The 14,972-nt window shown below is 73.1% G+C and carries 18 protein-coding genes; 10 read left to right on the top strand and 8 right to left on the bottom strand.

Annotated elements, in window-relative coordinates; genetic code table 11:
- Positions 1-21: 21 nt before the first annotated feature.
- Genes ACZ42X_RS28025 through ACZ42X_RS28010 form a run of 4 tightly spaced genes read right to left on the bottom strand, consistent with a single transcriptional unit; the run spans position 22 to position 2,483 of the window.
- Complete coding sequence (locus ACZ42X_RS28025; RefSeq protein ID WP_468295575.1) at positions 22-885, bottom strand: N-acetylmuramoyl-L-alanine amidase; 864 nt, start codon at positions 883-885, stop codon at positions 22-24.
- 9 nt (positions 886-894) lie between these two features.
- Entirely contained in the window at positions 895-1,308 is a 414-nt protein-coding gene (locus tag ACZ42X_RS28020) for a hypothetical protein (RefSeq protein WP_468295572.1), read from the bottom strand.
- Positions 1,305-1,889 (bottom strand): hypothetical protein, encoded by a 585-nt coding sequence (locus ACZ42X_RS28015; RefSeq protein ID WP_468295569.1) that lies wholly within the window; start codon positions 1,887-1,889, stop codon positions 1,305-1,307. Before ACZ42X_RS28015 ends, ACZ42X_RS28020 begins: the two co-directional genes overlap by 4 nt.
- Before the next feature lie 12 nt (positions 1,890-1,901).
- Positions 1,902-2,483: a class I SAM-dependent methyltransferase gene (locus ACZ42X_RS28010; protein WP_468295946.1), complete on the bottom strand. Its 582-nt coding sequence runs from the start codon at positions 2,481-2,483 to the stop codon at positions 1,902-1,904.
- Between the two features lie 323 nt (positions 2,484-2,806).
- Here ACZ42X_RS28010 and lanL point away from each other — a divergent pair, with 323 nt between their 5' ends.
- Both lanL and ACZ42X_RS28000 read left to right on the top strand, forming a co-directional pair.
- Positions 2,807-5,524: a class IV lanthionine synthetase LanL gene (gene lanL / locus ACZ42X_RS28005; RefSeq protein ID WP_468295566.1), complete on the top strand. Its 2,718-nt coding sequence runs from the start codon at positions 2,807-2,809 to the stop codon at positions 5,522-5,524.
- A gap of 15 nt (positions 5,525-5,539) precedes the next feature.
- Positions 5,540-5,689, top strand: coding sequence for a VenA family class IV lanthipeptide (locus tag ACZ42X_RS28000; RefSeq protein ID WP_468295564.1), 150 nt, complete (start codon positions 5,540-5,542; stop codon positions 5,687-5,689).
- 64 nt (positions 5,690-5,753) lie between these two features.
- Here the strand turns inward: ACZ42X_RS28000 and ACZ42X_RS27995 are convergent, their stop codons facing one another.
- Positions 5,754-6,194 (bottom strand): ATP-binding protein, encoded by a 441-nt coding sequence (locus tag ACZ42X_RS27995; RefSeq protein WP_468295561.1) that lies wholly within the window; start codon positions 6,192-6,194, stop codon positions 5,754-5,756.
- 84 nt (positions 6,195-6,278) lie between these two features.
- Here ACZ42X_RS27995 and ACZ42X_RS27990 point away from each other — a divergent pair, with 84 nt between their 5' ends.
- From ACZ42X_RS27990 to ACZ42X_RS27980, 3 genes are all read left to right on the top strand, one after another.
- A complete protein-coding gene (locus tag ACZ42X_RS27990; RefSeq protein WP_468295558.1) occupies positions 6,279-7,127 on the top strand; it encodes a helix-turn-helix domain-containing protein in 849 nt (282 codons plus the stop codon).
- Positions 7,087-7,362 (top strand): DUF397 domain-containing protein, encoded by a 276-nt coding sequence (locus tag ACZ42X_RS27985; protein ID WP_468295555.1) that lies wholly within the window; start codon positions 7,087-7,089, stop codon positions 7,360-7,362. Before ACZ42X_RS27990 ends, ACZ42X_RS27985 begins: the two co-directional genes overlap by 41 nt.
- A gap of 66 nt (positions 7,363-7,428) precedes the next feature.
- Complete coding sequence (locus ACZ42X_RS27980; protein WP_468295552.1) at positions 7,429-8,880, top strand: MFS transporter; 1,452 nt, start codon at positions 7,429-7,431, stop codon at positions 8,878-8,880.
- A 59-nt stretch (positions 8,881-8,939) separates the two neighbouring features.
- On the opposite strand, the gene ACZ42X_RS27975 is transcribed toward ACZ42X_RS27980, so the two are convergent.
- Positions 8,940-9,236, bottom strand: a complete 297-nt coding sequence (locus ACZ42X_RS27975) for a type II toxin-antitoxin system Phd/YefM family antitoxin (RefSeq protein ID WP_468295549.1) — start codon at positions 9,234-9,236, stop codon at positions 8,940-8,942.
- Between the two features lie 70 nt (positions 9,237-9,306).
- On the opposite strand from ACZ42X_RS27975, the gene ACZ42X_RS27970 reads away from it, so the two are divergent.
- The gene (locus tag ACZ42X_RS27970; protein WP_468295546.1) at positions 9,307-9,948 is read left to right on the top strand and encodes an ATP-dependent Clp protease proteolytic subunit; all 642 of its coding nucleotides are present in this window, start codon (positions 9,307-9,309) and stop codon (positions 9,946-9,948) included.
- Entirely contained in the window at positions 9,948-10,256 is a 309-nt protein-coding gene (locus tag ACZ42X_RS27965; protein ID WP_468295943.1) for a hypothetical protein, read from the top strand. Before ACZ42X_RS27970 ends, ACZ42X_RS27965 begins: the two co-directional genes overlap by 1 nt.
- A 56-nt stretch (positions 10,257-10,312) precedes the next feature.
- Here the strand turns inward: ACZ42X_RS27965 and ACZ42X_RS27960 are convergent, their stop codons facing one another.
- The gene (locus ACZ42X_RS27960; protein WP_361415223.1) at positions 10,313-10,459 is read right to left on the bottom strand and encodes a hypothetical protein; all 147 of its coding nucleotides are present in this window, start codon (positions 10,457-10,459) and stop codon (positions 10,313-10,315) included.
- Positions 10,460-10,519: 60 nt separating this feature from the next.
- A complete protein-coding gene (locus ACZ42X_RS27955) occupies positions 10,520-11,749 on the bottom strand; it encodes a hypothetical protein (RefSeq protein ID WP_468295543.1) in 1,230 nt (409 codons plus the stop codon).
- A gap of 262 nt (positions 11,750-12,011) precedes the next feature.
- On the opposite strand from ACZ42X_RS27955, the gene ACZ42X_RS27950 reads away from it, so the two are divergent.
- The 3 genes from ACZ42X_RS27950 to ACZ42X_RS27940 are packed head-to-tail and all read left to right on the top strand — an operon-like array spanning position 12,012 to position 14,847.
- A complete protein-coding gene (locus tag ACZ42X_RS27950) occupies positions 12,012-12,827 on the top strand; it encodes a Nif3-like dinuclear metal center hexameric protein (protein ID WP_361414188.1) in 816 nt (271 codons plus the stop codon).
- Complete coding sequence (locus ACZ42X_RS27945) at positions 12,824-13,567, top strand: zinc ribbon domain-containing protein (RefSeq protein WP_468295941.1); 744 nt, start codon at positions 12,824-12,826, stop codon at positions 13,565-13,567. The genes ACZ42X_RS27950 and ACZ42X_RS27945 overlap by 4 nt, the downstream gene beginning before the upstream one ends.
- Positions 13,567-14,847: a bifunctional RNase H/acid phosphatase gene (locus ACZ42X_RS27940; protein WP_468295540.1), complete on the top strand. Its 1,281-nt coding sequence runs from the start codon at positions 13,567-13,569 to the stop codon at positions 14,845-14,847. Before ACZ42X_RS27945 ends, ACZ42X_RS27940 begins: the two co-directional genes overlap by 1 nt.
- Positions 14,848-14,972 lie beyond the last annotated feature (125 nt).

Here is a 14,972-nt window from a genome sequence, read left to right as displayed (position 1 = left end):
TGAATCTATCGTCCGCCCGGCCTAGTCCCGTAGGTAGGTGCCGATCCCGTCCGCGATCCCCCGGGCCGCTTTCTGCCGCCACGCGGCATCCGTCAGCAATGCGGCGTCCTTCGGGTCCCGCATGTTGCCGCATTCGACGAACACTTTGGGCACGGTCGACAGGTTCAGTCCACCGAGATCTTTCCGTACGTCCAAACCGTCGCCGCCGCCCACGTAGTTGGCGGGCGCGCTGCCGGTGGCCGCCGCGAAGCGCGCGGCGACGCGCTCGCCGAGGGCGCGGGAGGGGCCGACGATGCGTGCCGTGTCCGCCGTACCGCCCTTGACCAGGGCGGGAAGGATGACGTGGAAGCCGCGGTTGCCGACGGCGGAGCCGTCCGCGTGGACGGAGACGACGGCGTCGGCCTTCGCGTCGTTGCCGACGCGGGCGCGTTCGTCGATGCAGGGGCCGAAGGGGCGGTCGGCGTCGTGGGTGAGGCGCACCGTGGCGCCCTGCTGTTCGAGGAGAGTGCGGAGACGGTGTGAAACATCCAGGGTGAAGGCCGCTTCGGTGTAGCCGGAGGCGGTGGCGGTGCCGGTGGTGTCGCATTCCTTGCGGTTCGTCCCGATGTCCACCTGCGCGGCGATCTCCTTGGGGTGGGAGAAGTTCCCGGGGTTGTGCCCGGGGTCGATGACGACGACCTTCCCCGCGAGGGGAGCGGCCGCCGTCGGCGCGGAGGCGGAGGCCGTCGGCGAGGGCGTCGCTCCCGGCCGAGGCGCCTTCGCGTCGGCTCCGTCCGCCCCGCAGCCGGCCGTCGCGGCGATCAGGGCCCCGGCGGCAGCGAGGACCGCGGTACGGCGGCGGCCGGCGGCGCGGCCGGCGGGGGAGGGGCTGTGGTCGTCGTGCACGCACCGATGCTAGGGGGTGCGGACGGCGGCGTACGGCAGGCGTCGTCGGAGGAACGGCGCGGTGCCGAGGACGAGGGCGGCGAAGAGGGTGAGACGCTGCAGCCCCGGCTGTGCGGCCAAGTCGCTGTGCAGGATGCCGTAGCACGCGTACCAGTTGGCGGCGGTGTCGGTCGCCATGATGGCGCAGGCGAGGTCCACGCCCCGGCGCTTGCCGCCGATCAGGAGCGCGGCCGCGAGCAGGTCGAAGAGGGCGAGCGAGGACCAGTAGAGGTTGAGCCAGCCCGGCGCCCAGTCGTACGGGTGCACGCCGTGCCGGAGGAGGTCGACGCCGTGGGAGACGGCGCCGACGAACAGCAGACCGGCGGCGACGGCCAGGGTCAGCGCCATCACCCAGCGCGGGGCACGGCGCATCCAGCCGGTCACGTCCTGGAGGACCGAGGTGTGGCGGGCAGGGGAGGGGACGACGCGGCGGGCTGGGGAGGGACTGAGCCCGCCGTGGCCTGGATGCTGTACACGTCGCCCACCCGCAGCGCGTCCGGCGTGTTGTACTCCCCGTACGTGCCGATGACCGACACTTCCACCCCCGAGCCCGGCTGCCGGAACCGCCGGTAGTAGGGCGTGTTCGCCGGGACCTCCGGCACCTCCACCAGCGGGACGCCGCGCCGCTCCAGCAGGCGCCGCAGCTTCGCGAACCGCAGCCTCGGCGTGAACCGCCCGTACCGCGCCCGTACGGCCCCGTTCACCAGCCGGCTCCCGCCGTGGGCCAGGCGGTGCACCTGGAGGGTGACGTGGTGCCCCGACCACGGCTCGTCGGCCGACGCCCGGTCCCAGTAGAACTCGGCCAGGCCGTGGTCGCGGAACATGCTGCACGCGCCGAAGCGGTTCTCCGCGAAGTCCGTCCCGAGGACCTCCGCGACCCGCTCGGGGGAGTCCGAGGGCCGCACGCCCAGCACGGTGCCGGTGGTGACGACGTCCACGTAGAAGGCGAGCGAGTACGGGGTCACGGCGTCACCGGGTCACGCGGCCGTGCGGCGCAGCACGCGCAGCGAGTCCGTCACCGAGACCTCCGTGAACGCGCCGGACTCCAGCGCCCGAAGATAGATCCGGTACGGGGCCTGCCCGCCGTCCGCCGGGTCCGGGAACACGTCGTGGATGACCAGCAGCCCGCCGGGCGCCACGCGCGGCGCCCAGCCCTCGTAGTCGGCGGTCGCGTGCTCGTCGGTGTGGCCGCCGTCGATGAAGACCAGCCCCACCTCGCCCGCCCACACCTTCGCCACCTGCGGCGACCGCCCCACGACGGCGACCACGTACTCCTCGAGGCCCGCCTTGTGCAGCGTGCGGCGGAACGTCGGCAGCGTGTCCATCAGCCCGACCTCGGGGTCCACCACCGTCGGGTCGTGGTACTCCCACCCCGGCTGCTGCTCCTCGCTGCCCCGGTGGTGGTCGACCGTGACGACCACCGTGCCCGCCGCCCGCGCCGCGTCCGCCAGCAGGATCGTCGAGCGCCCGCAGTACGTGCCGACCTCCAGCAGCGGCAGCCCCAGCCCCGCCGCCTCGGCCGCCGCCGCGTACAGCGCCAGCCCTTCCCGTACGGGCATGAAGCCCTTGGCCGCCTCGAACGCGGCGAGCGTCTCCGGCTTGGGCGTAGCGGCCACGGCTTCCTCCTGGACTGGTGCGGACTGGTGGGGACTGGTGCGGACGGGTGTGCTGGGCGGGCGTGTGCCTACTGAGCGGTCACATCGTAGGCGCGGCCCCCCGCCGCCCGGTCGGGCGCCTCCCTCTGCGCCGGAGCGTGCCCCCGGGCGGGAGAGCAGCGGTGCGCGCTTACCGGATGGGGTGATCCCGGCCGGGGTGGCGTTGGTATGCCTATGTCATCGGGCACGCCCCCTACCAGCGGTTCTCACCGTTGGGAGGGACACGGATGACGAGTCACACCATGGAAACCGCCACCAAGGCCGCGACGGACGCTCCACCCGAAACCGAGCTGGAGGCCCTCCTCCACCGCGCGCTGCGCGCCACGGGCACCGCCGAGCGCTGGACCGCCGCCACGGACGAGACGTGGTGCCACGTCGTCCCCGGGTCCGGGACGTCCCGCGCGCAGGGCTGGAAGCTGCACCTGTCGGCCACGGTCGCCTCCGCCCCGGCGGTCCTCGAAAAGGCCCTGGACGTCCTGCTGCGCGACGGGTCGGCGTTCAAGTTCGCCCGGTCGCTCGACCAGGTGGGCGCGCTCAACTCCCGCGCCACGCCCCGGGGAAGCGCGGGCAAGTTCCTCACCGTCTACCCTCGCTCCGACGCCGACGCCATCCGGCTCGCCGAAGAGCTGCACCGGGCCACCGCGGGGCTGCCCGGCCCCCGCATCCTGTCCGACCAGCCGTACGCCCCGCACAGCCTGGTGCACTACCGCTACGGCGCCTTCACCGGCAGGCGGCGGCTGTCGGACGACGGCCTGCTGGTGTGGGTCATCGAGGACCCCGACGGCAACCCCGTGGAGGACAAGCGCACGGGCCGCTACACCCCGCCCCCCTGGGCGGTCTGCCCCTTCCCCGCCCCGGCGTCCGCCACGGCGCCCGCCCCGCCGCCCGGCGAGGGCACGGCGCCGAGCGACCCCGTGCTGCTCGGCGGCCGCTTCGCCGTGCGCGAGGCGATCCGGCACACCAACAAGGGCGGCGTCTACCGGGGCACCGACGTCCGCACCGGCGCCGCCGTGGTGATCAAGGAGGCCCGCCCCCACGTCGAGGCCGACACCTCCGGCCGCGACGTCCGCGACTGGCTGCGCGCCGAGGCCCGCGCCCTGGAGCGGCTCAAGGGCCTGGGCCTGGCACCGGAACCGCTGGCGCTCTTCACGCACGCCGGCCACCTCTTCCTGGCCGAGGAGCGGATCCCGGGCGTCAGCCTGCGCACCTGGGCCGCCGAACACTTCCGCGATGTCGGCGCCGAGCGCTACCACGCCGACGCCCGCGCCCTGGTCGCCCGACTGGTCGACGTCGTCGCGGCGGCCCACGCCCACGGCTGCGTCCTGCGGGACCTCTCACCCGGCAACGTCATGGTCCGCCCGGACGGCGAACTGCGCCTCATCGACCTGGAACTGGCCGCACTGGAGGACGAGTCGCCCCTGCCGACCCACCTCGGGACCCCGGGCTTCAGCGCCCCCGAGCGCCTGGCCGACGCACCGGTCTCCCCAACGGCCGACCTCTACAGCCTCGGTGCCACCGCCCTCTTCGCCCTGGCCGGGAAGGTGCCGCACCTGCTGGACGACGAGCCCGTCACCCGGCCCGCCGAACAGCGCCTCGCCGCCTGGCTGGACGCCTGCGCCGGACCGTTGCGCCTGCCGGACGCGCTGGCCGAGGCGATCCTCGGACTGATGCGGGACGACCCCGCCGCACGCTGGGACCTGCCCCGGGCCCGCGCGGCCCTCGGGACGCCGATCCCGGCGTACGCGGTGGGCGACGGCGCCCGCCCTGAGCCGGAGGACGACGACGCCGCCGAGGACGCGGTGGCCGGGATCGTCGACCACCTCATCGCCTCCATGACCCCCACGGACGACCGACGGCTCTGGCCGGTGTCCACCACGGCCGGGGAGAGCGACCCCTGCACCGTGCAGCAGGGTGCCGCCGGCGTCCTCGCCGTCCTCACGCGGTACTTCGAGCTCACCGGCGACCCCCGCCTGCCCCAGGTGCTCGCCACGGCGGGCCACTGGATCGCCGTCCGCGCCGACACCGGCTCCCCCCGCCCCGGCCTGCACTTCGGCGGGCGCGGAACCGCCTGGGCCCTGTACGACGCCGGACGCGCCCTCGACGACCGCCGGCTCACCGACCACGCGGTGGCCCTGGCCCTGGCGCCGCAGCGGTCCACGCCCAGCCACGACATCACCCACGGCACGGCGGGCAGCGGCCTCGCCGCCCTCCACCTCTGGCACCGCACCGGCGATCCGCGCTTCGCCGAACTGGCCGTCGACGCCGCCGACCGCCTGACCGCCGCCGTACGCCGCGACAAGCCCGGCGTGAGCTGGGCGGTCCCCGCCGAGGCCGCCTCCCGGGCGGCCGGGAAGCGCTACCTCGGCTTCGCCCACGGCACGGCCGGCATCGGCTGCTTCCTCCTCGCCGCCTCGGCCGTCTCCCGCGACCCGGGGCACCTGGAGCTCGCCGTTGAGGCCGGCGAGGACCTGCTGGCCCACGCCGTACGCGTCGGCGCGGCGACCCGCTGGCCCGCCCAGTACGGGGAGGCGCCCACGGCCCCGTACTGGTGCCACGGAGCCTCGGGCATCGGCACCTTCCTCGTCCGGCTGTGGCAGGCCACCGGCGACGACCGGTACGGCGAGCCCGCCCGCCGCGCCGCGCACGCGGTGGCGGAACACGTCTCCCGCGCCCCGCTCAACCAATGCCACGGACTGGCGGGCAACGGCGACTTCCTCCTCGACATGGCGGCGGCCACCGGCGACCCCGCCTACCGGGCCATGGCGGACGAGCCGGCCCGCCTCATCCTCGCCGAACGGGCCCACCGAAACGGCCATGTGGTCTTCCCCAACGAGTACGGGGACGTCTCCACCAGCTGGAGCGACGGGTCCGCCGGAATCCTGGCCTTCCTCCTCCGCCTGAGTCACCCCTCGCCCCGGCACTGGACGGTCCAGCCGCCGGTCTGAGAAAAGGAGAAACCCATGGACAACCAGGACCTCGAACTGCTGGCGCGGCTCCACGCACTTCCCGAGACGGAGCCCGTCGAGACCGACGGGACACCGTTCTGGACGTGTGGATGCGCCGGGATCCTGACGCTGCTGAACTCCATTTGCATGGGCGTCACCTGCTAGTGGGGCTCATGGCGGTACGCCCCGTCCGGCAGCTGGGGTCGACGGCCGCCGGACGGGGTGACGGTCACCTCGAAGGCGCGGCCCCGCTCGGCGGCTTGGCGTCGCACTCGAACCACACCGTCTTCCCGGCGGCCAGCGGCACCGTGCCCCACCGTTCCGTCACCGCCTCGACCAGCACCAGCCCGCGCCCGCCCTCGTCGAGCGCGTCCCCCGCCTCGACCGGCAGCGGCGGTCGGTCCAGGCCGTCCGTGACCTCGACCCGCAGCCCCTCGGGCCGCCGCAGGATCAGCACCGTGCAGCGGCGCCCCGGCACATGCCGTACGACGTTGGCGACGAGCTCTGTCAGCGCCAGCTCGGCCGCGTCGGTCAGCTCGGCCAGCCCCCACCGCATGAGGAAGGTGCGCAGGATGCGCCGCATGTGACGCGCGGAGTGCTCACCCACGGTGAAGCCCATGCGGTAGCCGGTCTCAAGGTCCCCCTCCTGGGGGTGACTTGCGTGATTCATGCCACCAGCGTGCGGTCGCCTGATTACGCTCGGCTACAGAACGAAATGAACGCCGCTCGGCGTGAACTTGGGGGTGGCCGCTACATGGTCAACATCCGCGTCCTCGATCCCAGCGCCTCACCGCTGGACTTCTACGGCTCCGAACTCCGCCGCCTGAGGGAGGAGGCCGGTCTCAAGCAGGGTGAGCTCGGCCGCATGGTCTTCTGCACGGGCTCCCTGATCGGCCAGATCGAGACGACGAAGAAGGTCCCGACCCGCGACTTGTCCGAACGCCTCGACGCCGCGCTGAAGACGGGCGGGACCTTCACTCGCCTGATCGGGCTGGTGCTGCGAAGCCAACTGCCGCACTGGTTTCAGCCGTACGCGGAGATGGAGGCGCGGGCGACGTACATCTCGACGTACCAGGCGCAGCTCGTGTACGGCCTGCTCCAGACCGAGGCGTACGCGCGGGCGGTGTTGAGCGTACGGACCGATGGGGACCTCGACACCCGGGTGGCGGCCCGAATGGAGCGGCAGCGGATACTGGATCGGGACAACCCGCCTCTGATGTGGGTGGTGCTCAGTGAAGCGGTGCTGCACCAGGAGATCGGCGGCCGGAAGGTCATGCGAGAACAACTCGCCCACTTGTTGAGCCTTCAGGGGCGGGAGTGGGTGAAGATGCAGATCCTGCCCTTCACGGCTGGTGCGCACGCGGGCCTCATGGGCTCGTTCAACCTTCTGCGGTTCGAGGACGACCCGGACCTCGTCTACACCGAGGACTTCGTGCAGGGCCATATGACGGCCAATCCTCAGGCTCTCAGGGAGGGTTCGCTCCGTTACGATCACCTCCAGGCTGCCGCCCTCTCGGTGGAGGATTCGGTGGCGCTGATCGCCCGCGTAATGGAGGAACGCTATGGAGAGCATCCAGCATCTGACGGGCGCACGGTGGCGTAAGTCGTCGTACAGCGGCGACACGGGTGGCGACTGCGTCGAGTGCGCCCCTCTCGGCGCCGCCGCTTGGCGCAAGTCCTCCTACAGCAGCACGAACGGCGGCGACTGCGTCGAGATCGCCGCGCAGCCCTGCCGCGTCGCCGTCCGCGACTCCAAGAACCCCGAGGGTCCCGCCTTCGCCGTCGGTACGGCGGCGTTCGCGGCGTTCGTCGCGGCGGCGGCCGGAGGGGACTTCTGACGTAGGGCGGGTCGTACGTCGAAGGCCCGATGTACGACCCGCACCGCAGCTGCGACCATGACACGCATGGTCCAGCCGCGCCCCGACACCCAGACCCCCGACTCCGCCACCACAGCCACCACCGCCACCGCCCCGGCCCCTGCCCGTGCCTGGCTCGTCCTCATGGCGGCCTGTGCCGGGCAGTTCCTCGTGGTGCTGGACGTCTCCGTCGTGAACGTGGCGCTGCCCTCCATGCGCGCGGACCTGGGCCTTTCGGCGCTGGGGCTCCAGTGGGTGCTCAACGCGTACACCATCGCCTTCGCCGGGTTCATGCTGCTCGGCGGGCGGGCGGCGGACCTGTTCGGGCACAAGCGGGTGTTCCTGATCGGTCTTGGGCTGTTCACGGCCGCGTCCGTGGCGGGCGGGCTCGCGGTGGAGGGGTGGCAGCTGCTCGCCGCCCGCGCGGTGCAGGGGCTCGGGGCGGCGGTGCTGGCGCCCGCGACGCTGACCATCGTGACCGGGGCGGTACCGGCCGGACCCGCGCGGACGCGGGCGATAGGCACTTGGTCGGCGGTGGGCGCAGCGGGAGGCGCCGCCGGGGGACTGGTCGGCGGCGTACTGACGGACCTGCTGTCCTGGCGCTGGGTGCTGCTGATCAACGTCCCCGTCGGGGTCCTGGTCCTGATCGGCGCCGCGCTGTGGGTCCGCGAGAGCCAGGGCGGCGGCGCGCGGCGGTTGGACCTGCCGGGCGCGGTGCTCGTGACCGGCGGCCTGGCAGCGGTCGCGTACGGCATCGTGCAGACGGAGCAGGCCGGCTGGGGCGCCGCCGAGACGCTGGTGCCGCTGCTGGGCGGACTGGTGCTGCTGGGGGCGTTCGTGGCGGTGGAGGCGCGTACGGCGGCGCCGCTGATGCCGCTGAAGCTCTTCCGCTCGCGGGCGGTGTCGGCGGCCAACGTGGCGATGATCGTGAACGGTTCGGCGTCGTTCGCCATGTGGTTCTTCATGACGATGTACGCGCAGAACGTGCTCGGCTACACCCCGCTGGAGGCCGGCCTCGCGCTCGTACCGAGCTCCCTCAGCGTCTTCGCCGGTGCCAAGCTGGCGCCGCGCCTCATGGCGGTGACCGGCGCGCGGAACCTCGCGGTGCTCGGCACGCTGATCGCGGCGACCGGTTTCGGCTGGCAGTCGCTGATGGACGCGCACAGCGCGTACCTGACGATGATCATGGGCCCGGGCATCCTGATGATGCTCGGCATCGGCCTGGTCATCACCCCGCTGGCCTCGCTGGCCACCTCGGGCGCGGCCCCTGGAGACGCGGGGCTCGTCTCGGGCCTGGTGAACACGTCCCGCACGATGGGCGGGGCCCTGGGCCTCGCGGCCCTGTCGACGTTGGCCGCGGCCCGCACCTCCGGCGGTACGAGCCCGGAGGCGTTGACCGCCGGTTACGCGCTCGCCTTCCGCGCGGGCGCCGGGATCCTGCTGGCGGGCGCGGTGCTGATGGTGCTGTGGCTGCCGCGCCGCACGACGACGGACCAGTGAGGGCTTGAAGGCTTGAGGGTCTCACGGCCTGAGGATCCGGTCCGGGAGCCGCCGGACCCCTACATCTCCGTCTGCGCGGTGAGGCCCCACTGGCTCTGTTCGCCGACGGAGGAGGACGGGGCCTCGGACAGGGACGACACGGTCCCGATGATCCGCTCCGGTTCCTCCGGCGCGCCCTCCGGTGTGCCCTCTTGAGCGTCCCCGCCCTTCAGTCGCTCCAGGTCGGCGGCCGTCACGAGGGCCACCAGCGGCTTGCCGTGGCGGGTGAGGACCACGTGCTCGCCGCCGTAGACCACGCGGTTGATCAGATCCGCGAGCTCCGCCCGGGCCTGCGTCACCGGAATCTCATAAGCCATTCCCCCATTCTATGTTCTGTACGTCCTGTACATTTTGACTCGTACGCTGGACCAGTGAGGGGACGACGACATGGTGAATCCGGGCACGCTCCACAAGTCCGCCGAGGCGCGCTACGTGCTGCCGCACTTCACGGAGCGCACGTCCCAGGGCGTGCGCGAGTACGACCCGTACGCGAAGCTCTTCGAGGAGCGCATCATCTTCCTGGGCGTGCAGATCGACGACGCCTCGGCCAACGACCTCATGGCCCAGTTGATCTGCCTGGAGGGCATGGACCCGGACCGGGACATCGCCCTCTACATCAACTGTCCCGGTGGCTCTTTCACCGCGCTGACGGCGATCTACGACACGATGCAGTTCGTGAAGCCGGACATCCAGACGGTGTGCATGGGCCAGGCGGCCTCCGCCGCGGCCGTCCTCCTCGCCGCCGGTACGCCGGGCAAGCGGATGGCCCTGCCGAACGCCCGCGTGCTGATCCACCAGCCGTCCGGCGGCACCGACCGTGAGCAGCTCTCCGACCTGGAGATCGCGGCCAACGAGATCCTGCGCATGCGTACGCAGCTGGAGGAGATGCTGGCGAAGCACTCCACCCAGCCGATCGAGAAGATCCGCGACGACATCGAGCGCGACAAGATCCTCACCGCCGAGGACGCCCTCGCGTACGGCCTCGTCGACCAGATCATCTCGACGCGCGACAGCCAGCTGGCGCCGTGATGGTCCCGGATGAACCGGCGCCGGGGATCCCGGCCCTCACCGAGGCGGAGAGCCGGGTCGTCGACGCGTACCTCGCCGCCCTCAAGCGGCTCGGCGGCGCCAACCCGTCGCGTACGACGGAGACGTACACGGCGCTGAGGGCCGCGCAGGCGCTCGTGGCGGAGGCGCGGGCGCTGCGGGACGGCCTGTCCGCGATGTACGAGCGGCAGGAGAAGGAGATCCACGTACGCACCATGGCGCGGGCCGTGCGGGCGCTGGACGGCGACCGCCTGCTCCAGCGACTGAGGCCGCCGAACGGCACATGCTAAGGAGGGCCGCTCCAGGGGATCTCCCCGGAGCGGCCCTCCTCGTGTGCGACGAGCCGTCAGGCCGCGGTGCCCTGGTTCGGGACCTTGCGGTGGCGGCCGTGCGGCTGGGAGGACAGGTCCTCCGTCGTAGCCGCGCCCCCTCGGTGCTTTCCGGAGCCGCCGGCGTTCCCCTGCGGTCGCGTCGCGTGGGTCGTGTCGGTCATGGCCTCAGACATGTAGGAAGTTCACCCCGTAGTGATCGCTGACATATGCGGCCCGTGAGTCTAGCCGCGGGCCGTCGGGCCGGTCAGAGGTGTCCGCCGCAGCAGCGTCGCCCCTTGCAGTGGTGCTCCTTGCAGTGGTGCCCCCTGCGGCGCTGCCCCGCGCAGCGGCGCTTCCTGCGGTGGTGCTCCTTGCAGCGGTGCCTGTTGCAGCGGAACCGGTTTGCACACACCAGGAGTCACCTCGCGCCCCGGCGGTTCCCCCTCCGTGGACTCCGGTTGTGGCGGTTGTGTGAGCGCCTCCGGGTCCGGTGCGATCCGCGCGAGCCCGCACCGTACGGATCCGGCGACGTACGGCAGGTGCAGCACGCCGTCCCGCGTCCACAGGCCCGTGCCCGTCAACCAGCCCGCCGGTGCCGGGAGCTGGAGCAGCCGCCGCCCGGACGGCCGCCACACGCCCACCCAGCTGCCGGTCGCCGCGTCGATGCGCAGCGCCACCGCGCAGGATTCCGGTGTGAGCATCTGTCCCGGCTGGACGGCGAACGGCGTCACGGCGGCGTCGGCCAGGCGCAGGCAGTCGGGGAAGCGGACCGGCAGTGTGCTGCCGAGGACGCCCCAGCCCAGCCGGGCGTGGCCCGGTGACGGGGCGTCGGAGCGGATCAGCAGCAGGCCGCTGTCCGCGTCCGCCAGCAGCAGCCGGTCCTCGCTCGCCTCCGTGATCTGGAGCAGCGGGGTCACCTCCCCGCCCCGCTCCAGGTCGACCGCGACCGCCTTGACCGGACCGCCGTCGAGCTGCCGGTCCAGCGCCAGGAGCCGGCCCGTACGGTCCAGCCAGACCCCGCCCGTACAGTGCCCCTTGACCTCCGCGACGTGCTCCGGGCCGAACGCGCCGCCCGCCACCAGCCAGACGCTGGAGGAGTACTCGCCCACCGTCAGGGCGTACGCGCGCGTGCCGCCCGGAGGTGGCGGGAGCAGCCGCAGGGACGGCGACTCGACTGCGCCCAGCGGCAGTTGGCCGGTGCCCGGCCCGGTCGGGTACAGCAGGGAAAAGGTGTGCCGTTCGCCCGTACGGCGACCGATCAGCACCCGTCCGTCCGCGAGCGGCAGCAACTGCGCGTGCGGGTCCTCCGGCTGGGCGAGCGGCAGCGGCACCGCGTACGGCTCCGGGCCGTCCAGGGTCCACCGCTCCGGGTACAGCGCCTCGCCGTCACCCGCCAGGCGTGCCGCGTAGGTACCGTTCGCCGCGATCGTGAATCCCGTACGCCCGGCGGTATCGATGGCACAGACAGTCATCGATTCGTCACCTCCGGCGACTGAAAGTAGTTTTCGTACGCCGGACCGAACCGCGCGTGTCGCGCTGCTTCACCTATAAGGGTGGCGATGTCCCGATTCGCCTGAGGGGGTGGGGTCGGATGTGCTGGGGGAGCAGGGGGAGTGGTGAGAGCAGGGCGTGCGGGGTGCGGCGCGGCGGCCGCAGGGGGCGCCGCTGCACGGGCGAGCGGGGTTGTCCACAGGCCAGGGCGGCGGGGCGTGCGGGGCAGGTAGCCTTTCCTACGTGCCCCGTCTGTCTGAAGTCATCGCCGAGCTCGACGCCCTCTGGCCCCCCGAGCGGGCCGAGCAGTGGGACGCCGTCGGCACGGTCTGCGGCGACCCCGACGCCGAGGTCACGCGCGTCCTGATCGCCGTCGACCCCGTCCAGCCGATCGCCGACGAGGCGCTCGCCCTCGGCGCGGACCTGATCATCACGCACCACCCCCTCTACCTGCGCGGTACGACGACGGTCGCGGCCGGCCACTTCAAGGGCCGCGTCGTCCACACGCTCATCAAGAACGACATCGCGCTGCACGTCGCGCACACCAACGCCGACACCGCCGAGCCCGGCGTCTCCGACGCCCTCGCCGGCGCGCTCGACCTCCGCGTCACCGGGCCGCTCGTCCCCGAGACCGGCCTCGGCCGGATCTGCGAGGTCGACCCGCCCGAGACCCTGCGCGACTTCGCGGCCCGCGCCGCCAAGCGGCTCCCCGCCACCGCGCAGGGCATCCGCGTCGCCGGCGACCTCGACGCCCTCGTCCGTACCGTCGCCGTCAGCGGCGGCTCCGGCGACAGCCTCTTCGACGCCGTACGGGCCGCCGGGGTCGACGCGTTCCTCACCGCCGACCTGCGCCACCACCCGGCCTCCGAGGCCACGCAGCACACGCCGCTCGGGCTGGTCGACGCCGCCCACTGGGCCACCGAATGGCCCTGGTGCGAGCTGGCCGCCGCCCAGCTCGACGAGATTTCCGACCGCCACGGCTGGGACCTGCGGGTCCACGTCTCCAAGACGGTCACCGACCCCTGGTCCCACCACTCTTCCTCTGGAGCCCCCAACTGAACGCCGCGCCCGCCGACCAGATCCGCCTCCTCGACGTCCAGGCCCTCGACACGCGCCTGGCGCAGATCGCCCACAAGCGGGAGTCGCTGCCCGAGCACGCCGAGATCGAGTCGCTGACCAAGGACCTCACCCAGCTGCGTGACCTGCTCGTCGCCGCGCAGACGGAGGAGAGCGACTGCGCCCGCGAGCAGACCAAGGCGGAGCAGGACGTCGACCAGGTGCGCCAGCGTGCCGTCCGGAACCAGCAGCGGCTGGACTCCGGCGCCATCACCTCCCCCAAGGACCTGGAGAACCTCCAGAAGGAGATCGTCTCCCTCGCCAAGCGCCAGGCCGACCTGGAGGACGTCGTCCTCGAGGTCATGGAGCGCCGCGAGTCCGCCCACGAGCGGGTCGCCGAGCTCACCGAGCGGGCCGGCTCCGTGCAGGGCAAGGTCGACGACGCGACCGCGCGGCGCGACGCCGCGCTGCAGGAGCTGGACGGCGAGGCCGCGTCCGTCGCCAAGGAGCGCGAGGTCGTGGCCGCGTCCGTGCCCGCCGACCTGATGAAGCTCTACCAGAAGATCCGCGAGCAGCAGGGCGGCGTCGGCGCGGCCCGCCTGTACCAGCGCCGCTGCGAGGGCTGCCACATCGAGCTCAACATCACCGAGGTGAACGACGTACGGGCCGCCGCCCCGGACACCGTCCTGCGGTGCGAGAACTGCCGCCGCATCCTGGTCCGCACGGCGGAGTCCGGCGTCTGATGCCCGCCGCCGAGCTGCGCGAGCTGATCGTCGAGGCGGACGGCGGCTCCCGGGGCAACCCGGGCCCGGCCGGGTACGGGGCGGTCGTCCTGGACCCGGTGTCCGGGGAACCCCTGGTCGAGACCGCCGAGTACATCGGCGTCGCCACGAACAACGTCGCGGAGTACCGCGGCCTGGTGGCCGGGCTCAAGGCGGCGCGGGAGCTGGCGCCCGACGCGAAGATCCGCGTACGGATGGACTCCAAGCTCGTCGTGGAGCAGATGTCCGGCCGCTGGAAGATCAAGCACCCGGACATGAAGCCGCTCGCGGCGGAGGCCGCCCGCGTCTTCCCCGCGTCCCAGGTGACGTACGAGTGGATCCCGCGCGAGAAGAACAAGCACGCGGACCGGCTCGCGAACGAGGCGATGGACGCGGGCAAGCGCGGCAAGCAGTGGCAGCCGTCGGCGTCGGTCGCCGCCCTCGACGCGGGCGCGGCCCGCGTGGTCGGCGACGCGGCGGCCGGCGCGGCGAAGGCGCGGGCGGCACTGGCCGGCGTCTCGTCGGAGGTTTCGGCGGTGCCGGCCCAGCCGACGAGCGTCTCGGCGGTGGCCACGGCGGCCGCCGCGGAGGCCGCGGCGCACTCCACGCCCCCGGTCGGCTGGGCGGTGCCCGCGGACCTCGGCGCACCGGCCACCTTCGTGCTCCTCCGCCACGGCGAGACGGCGCTCACCCCCGAGAAGCGCTTCTCGGGCAGCGGCGGCAGCGATCCGGAGCTCTCGGCGGTGGGCCTGCGCCAGGCCGAGGCGATCGCCTCCGCGCTCGCGGCGCGCGGCACGATCCAGGACATCGTCTCGTCGCCGCTGCAGCGCTGCCGCCAGACGGCCGCGGCGGTCGCGGCGCGGCTGGGCCTGGACGTCCGCATCGAGGACGGCCTGCGCGAGACGGACTTCGGCGCCTGGGAGGGCCTCACCTTCGCGGAGGTCCGCGAGCGGTACCCCGACGACCTGGACGCCTGGCTGTCCTCCGCCAAGTCGGCCCCCACGGGCGGCGAGTCCTTCGCGGCGACGGCACGCCGGGTCGCGGCGGCCCGCGACGAGCTGACGGCCCGCTACGCGGGCCGCACGGTCCTGCTGGTCACGCACGTCACCCCGATCAAGACCCTCATCCGCCTGGCCCTGGGCGCCCCGCCGGAGTCCCTGTTCCGCATGGAGCTCTCGGCGGCGTCGCTCTCGGCGGTGGCGTACTACAAGGACGGCAACGCCTCGGTCCGGCTGCTGAACGACACGTCGCACCTGCGCTGACCGCCGCGCTGCGCGCAGCCGCTGCCGGGTGGCTGCACATGGTCCGACCTGCGCAAACGGCTAAGATCGCGAAGAATGCCGGACAACTGAGAAGGAACGTGGCCTGTGCAGGCAAAGGGGAGGGG

Source organism: Streptomyces sp. NPDC030862 (assembly GCF_055571835.1).
This window is presented reverse-complemented; position numbering and strand designations above follow the sequence as displayed.

Coding starts and splice junctions, on each gene's coding strand:
- ACZ42X_RS28010 (WP_468295946.1), bottom strand. CDS start 2,483: ATGCCCGTACGGGAAGGGCTGGCGCTGTACGCGGCGGCGGCCGAGGCG.
- lanL (WP_468295566.1), top strand. CDS start 2,807: ATGACGAGTCACACCATGGAAACCGCCACCAAGGCCGCGACGGACGCT.
- ACZ42X_RS28000 (WP_468295564.1), top strand. CDS start 5,540: ATGGACAACCAGGACCTCGAACTGCTGGCGCGGCTCCACGCACTTCCC.
- ACZ42X_RS27995 (WP_468295561.1), bottom strand. CDS start 6,194: ATGAATCACGCAAGTCACCCCCAGGAGGGGGACCTTGAGACCGGCTAC.
- ACZ42X_RS27990 (WP_468295558.1), top strand. CDS start 6,279: ATGGTCAACATCCGCGTCCTCGATCCCAGCGCCTCACCGCTGGACTTC.
- ACZ42X_RS27985 (WP_468295555.1), top strand. CDS start 7,087: ATGGAGAGCATCCAGCATCTGACGGGCGCACGGTGGCGTAAGTCGTCG.
- ACZ42X_RS27980 (WP_468295552.1), top strand. CDS start 7,429: ATGGTCCAGCCGCGCCCCGACACCCAGACCCCCGACTCCGCCACCACA.
- ACZ42X_RS27975 (WP_468295549.1), bottom strand. CDS start 9,236: ATGGCTTATGAGATTCCGGTGACGCAGGCCCGGGCGGAGCTCGCGGAT.
- ACZ42X_RS27970 (WP_468295546.1), top strand. CDS start 9,307: ATGGTGAATCCGGGCACGCTCCACAAGTCCGCCGAGGCGCGCTACGTG.
- ACZ42X_RS27965 (WP_468295943.1), top strand. CDS start 9,948: ATGGTCCCGGATGAACCGGCGCCGGGGATCCCGGCCCTCACCGAGGCG.
- ACZ42X_RS27960 (WP_361415223.1), bottom strand. CDS start 10,459: ATGACCGACACGACCCACGCGACGCGACCGCAGGGGAACGCCGGCGGC.
- ACZ42X_RS27955 (WP_468295543.1), bottom strand. CDS start 11,749: ATGACTGTCTGTGCCATCGATACCGCCGGGCGTACGGGATTCACGATC.
- ACZ42X_RS27940 (WP_468295540.1), top strand. CDS start 13,567: ATGCCCGCCGCCGAGCTGCGCGAGCTGATCGTCGAGGCGGACGGCGGC.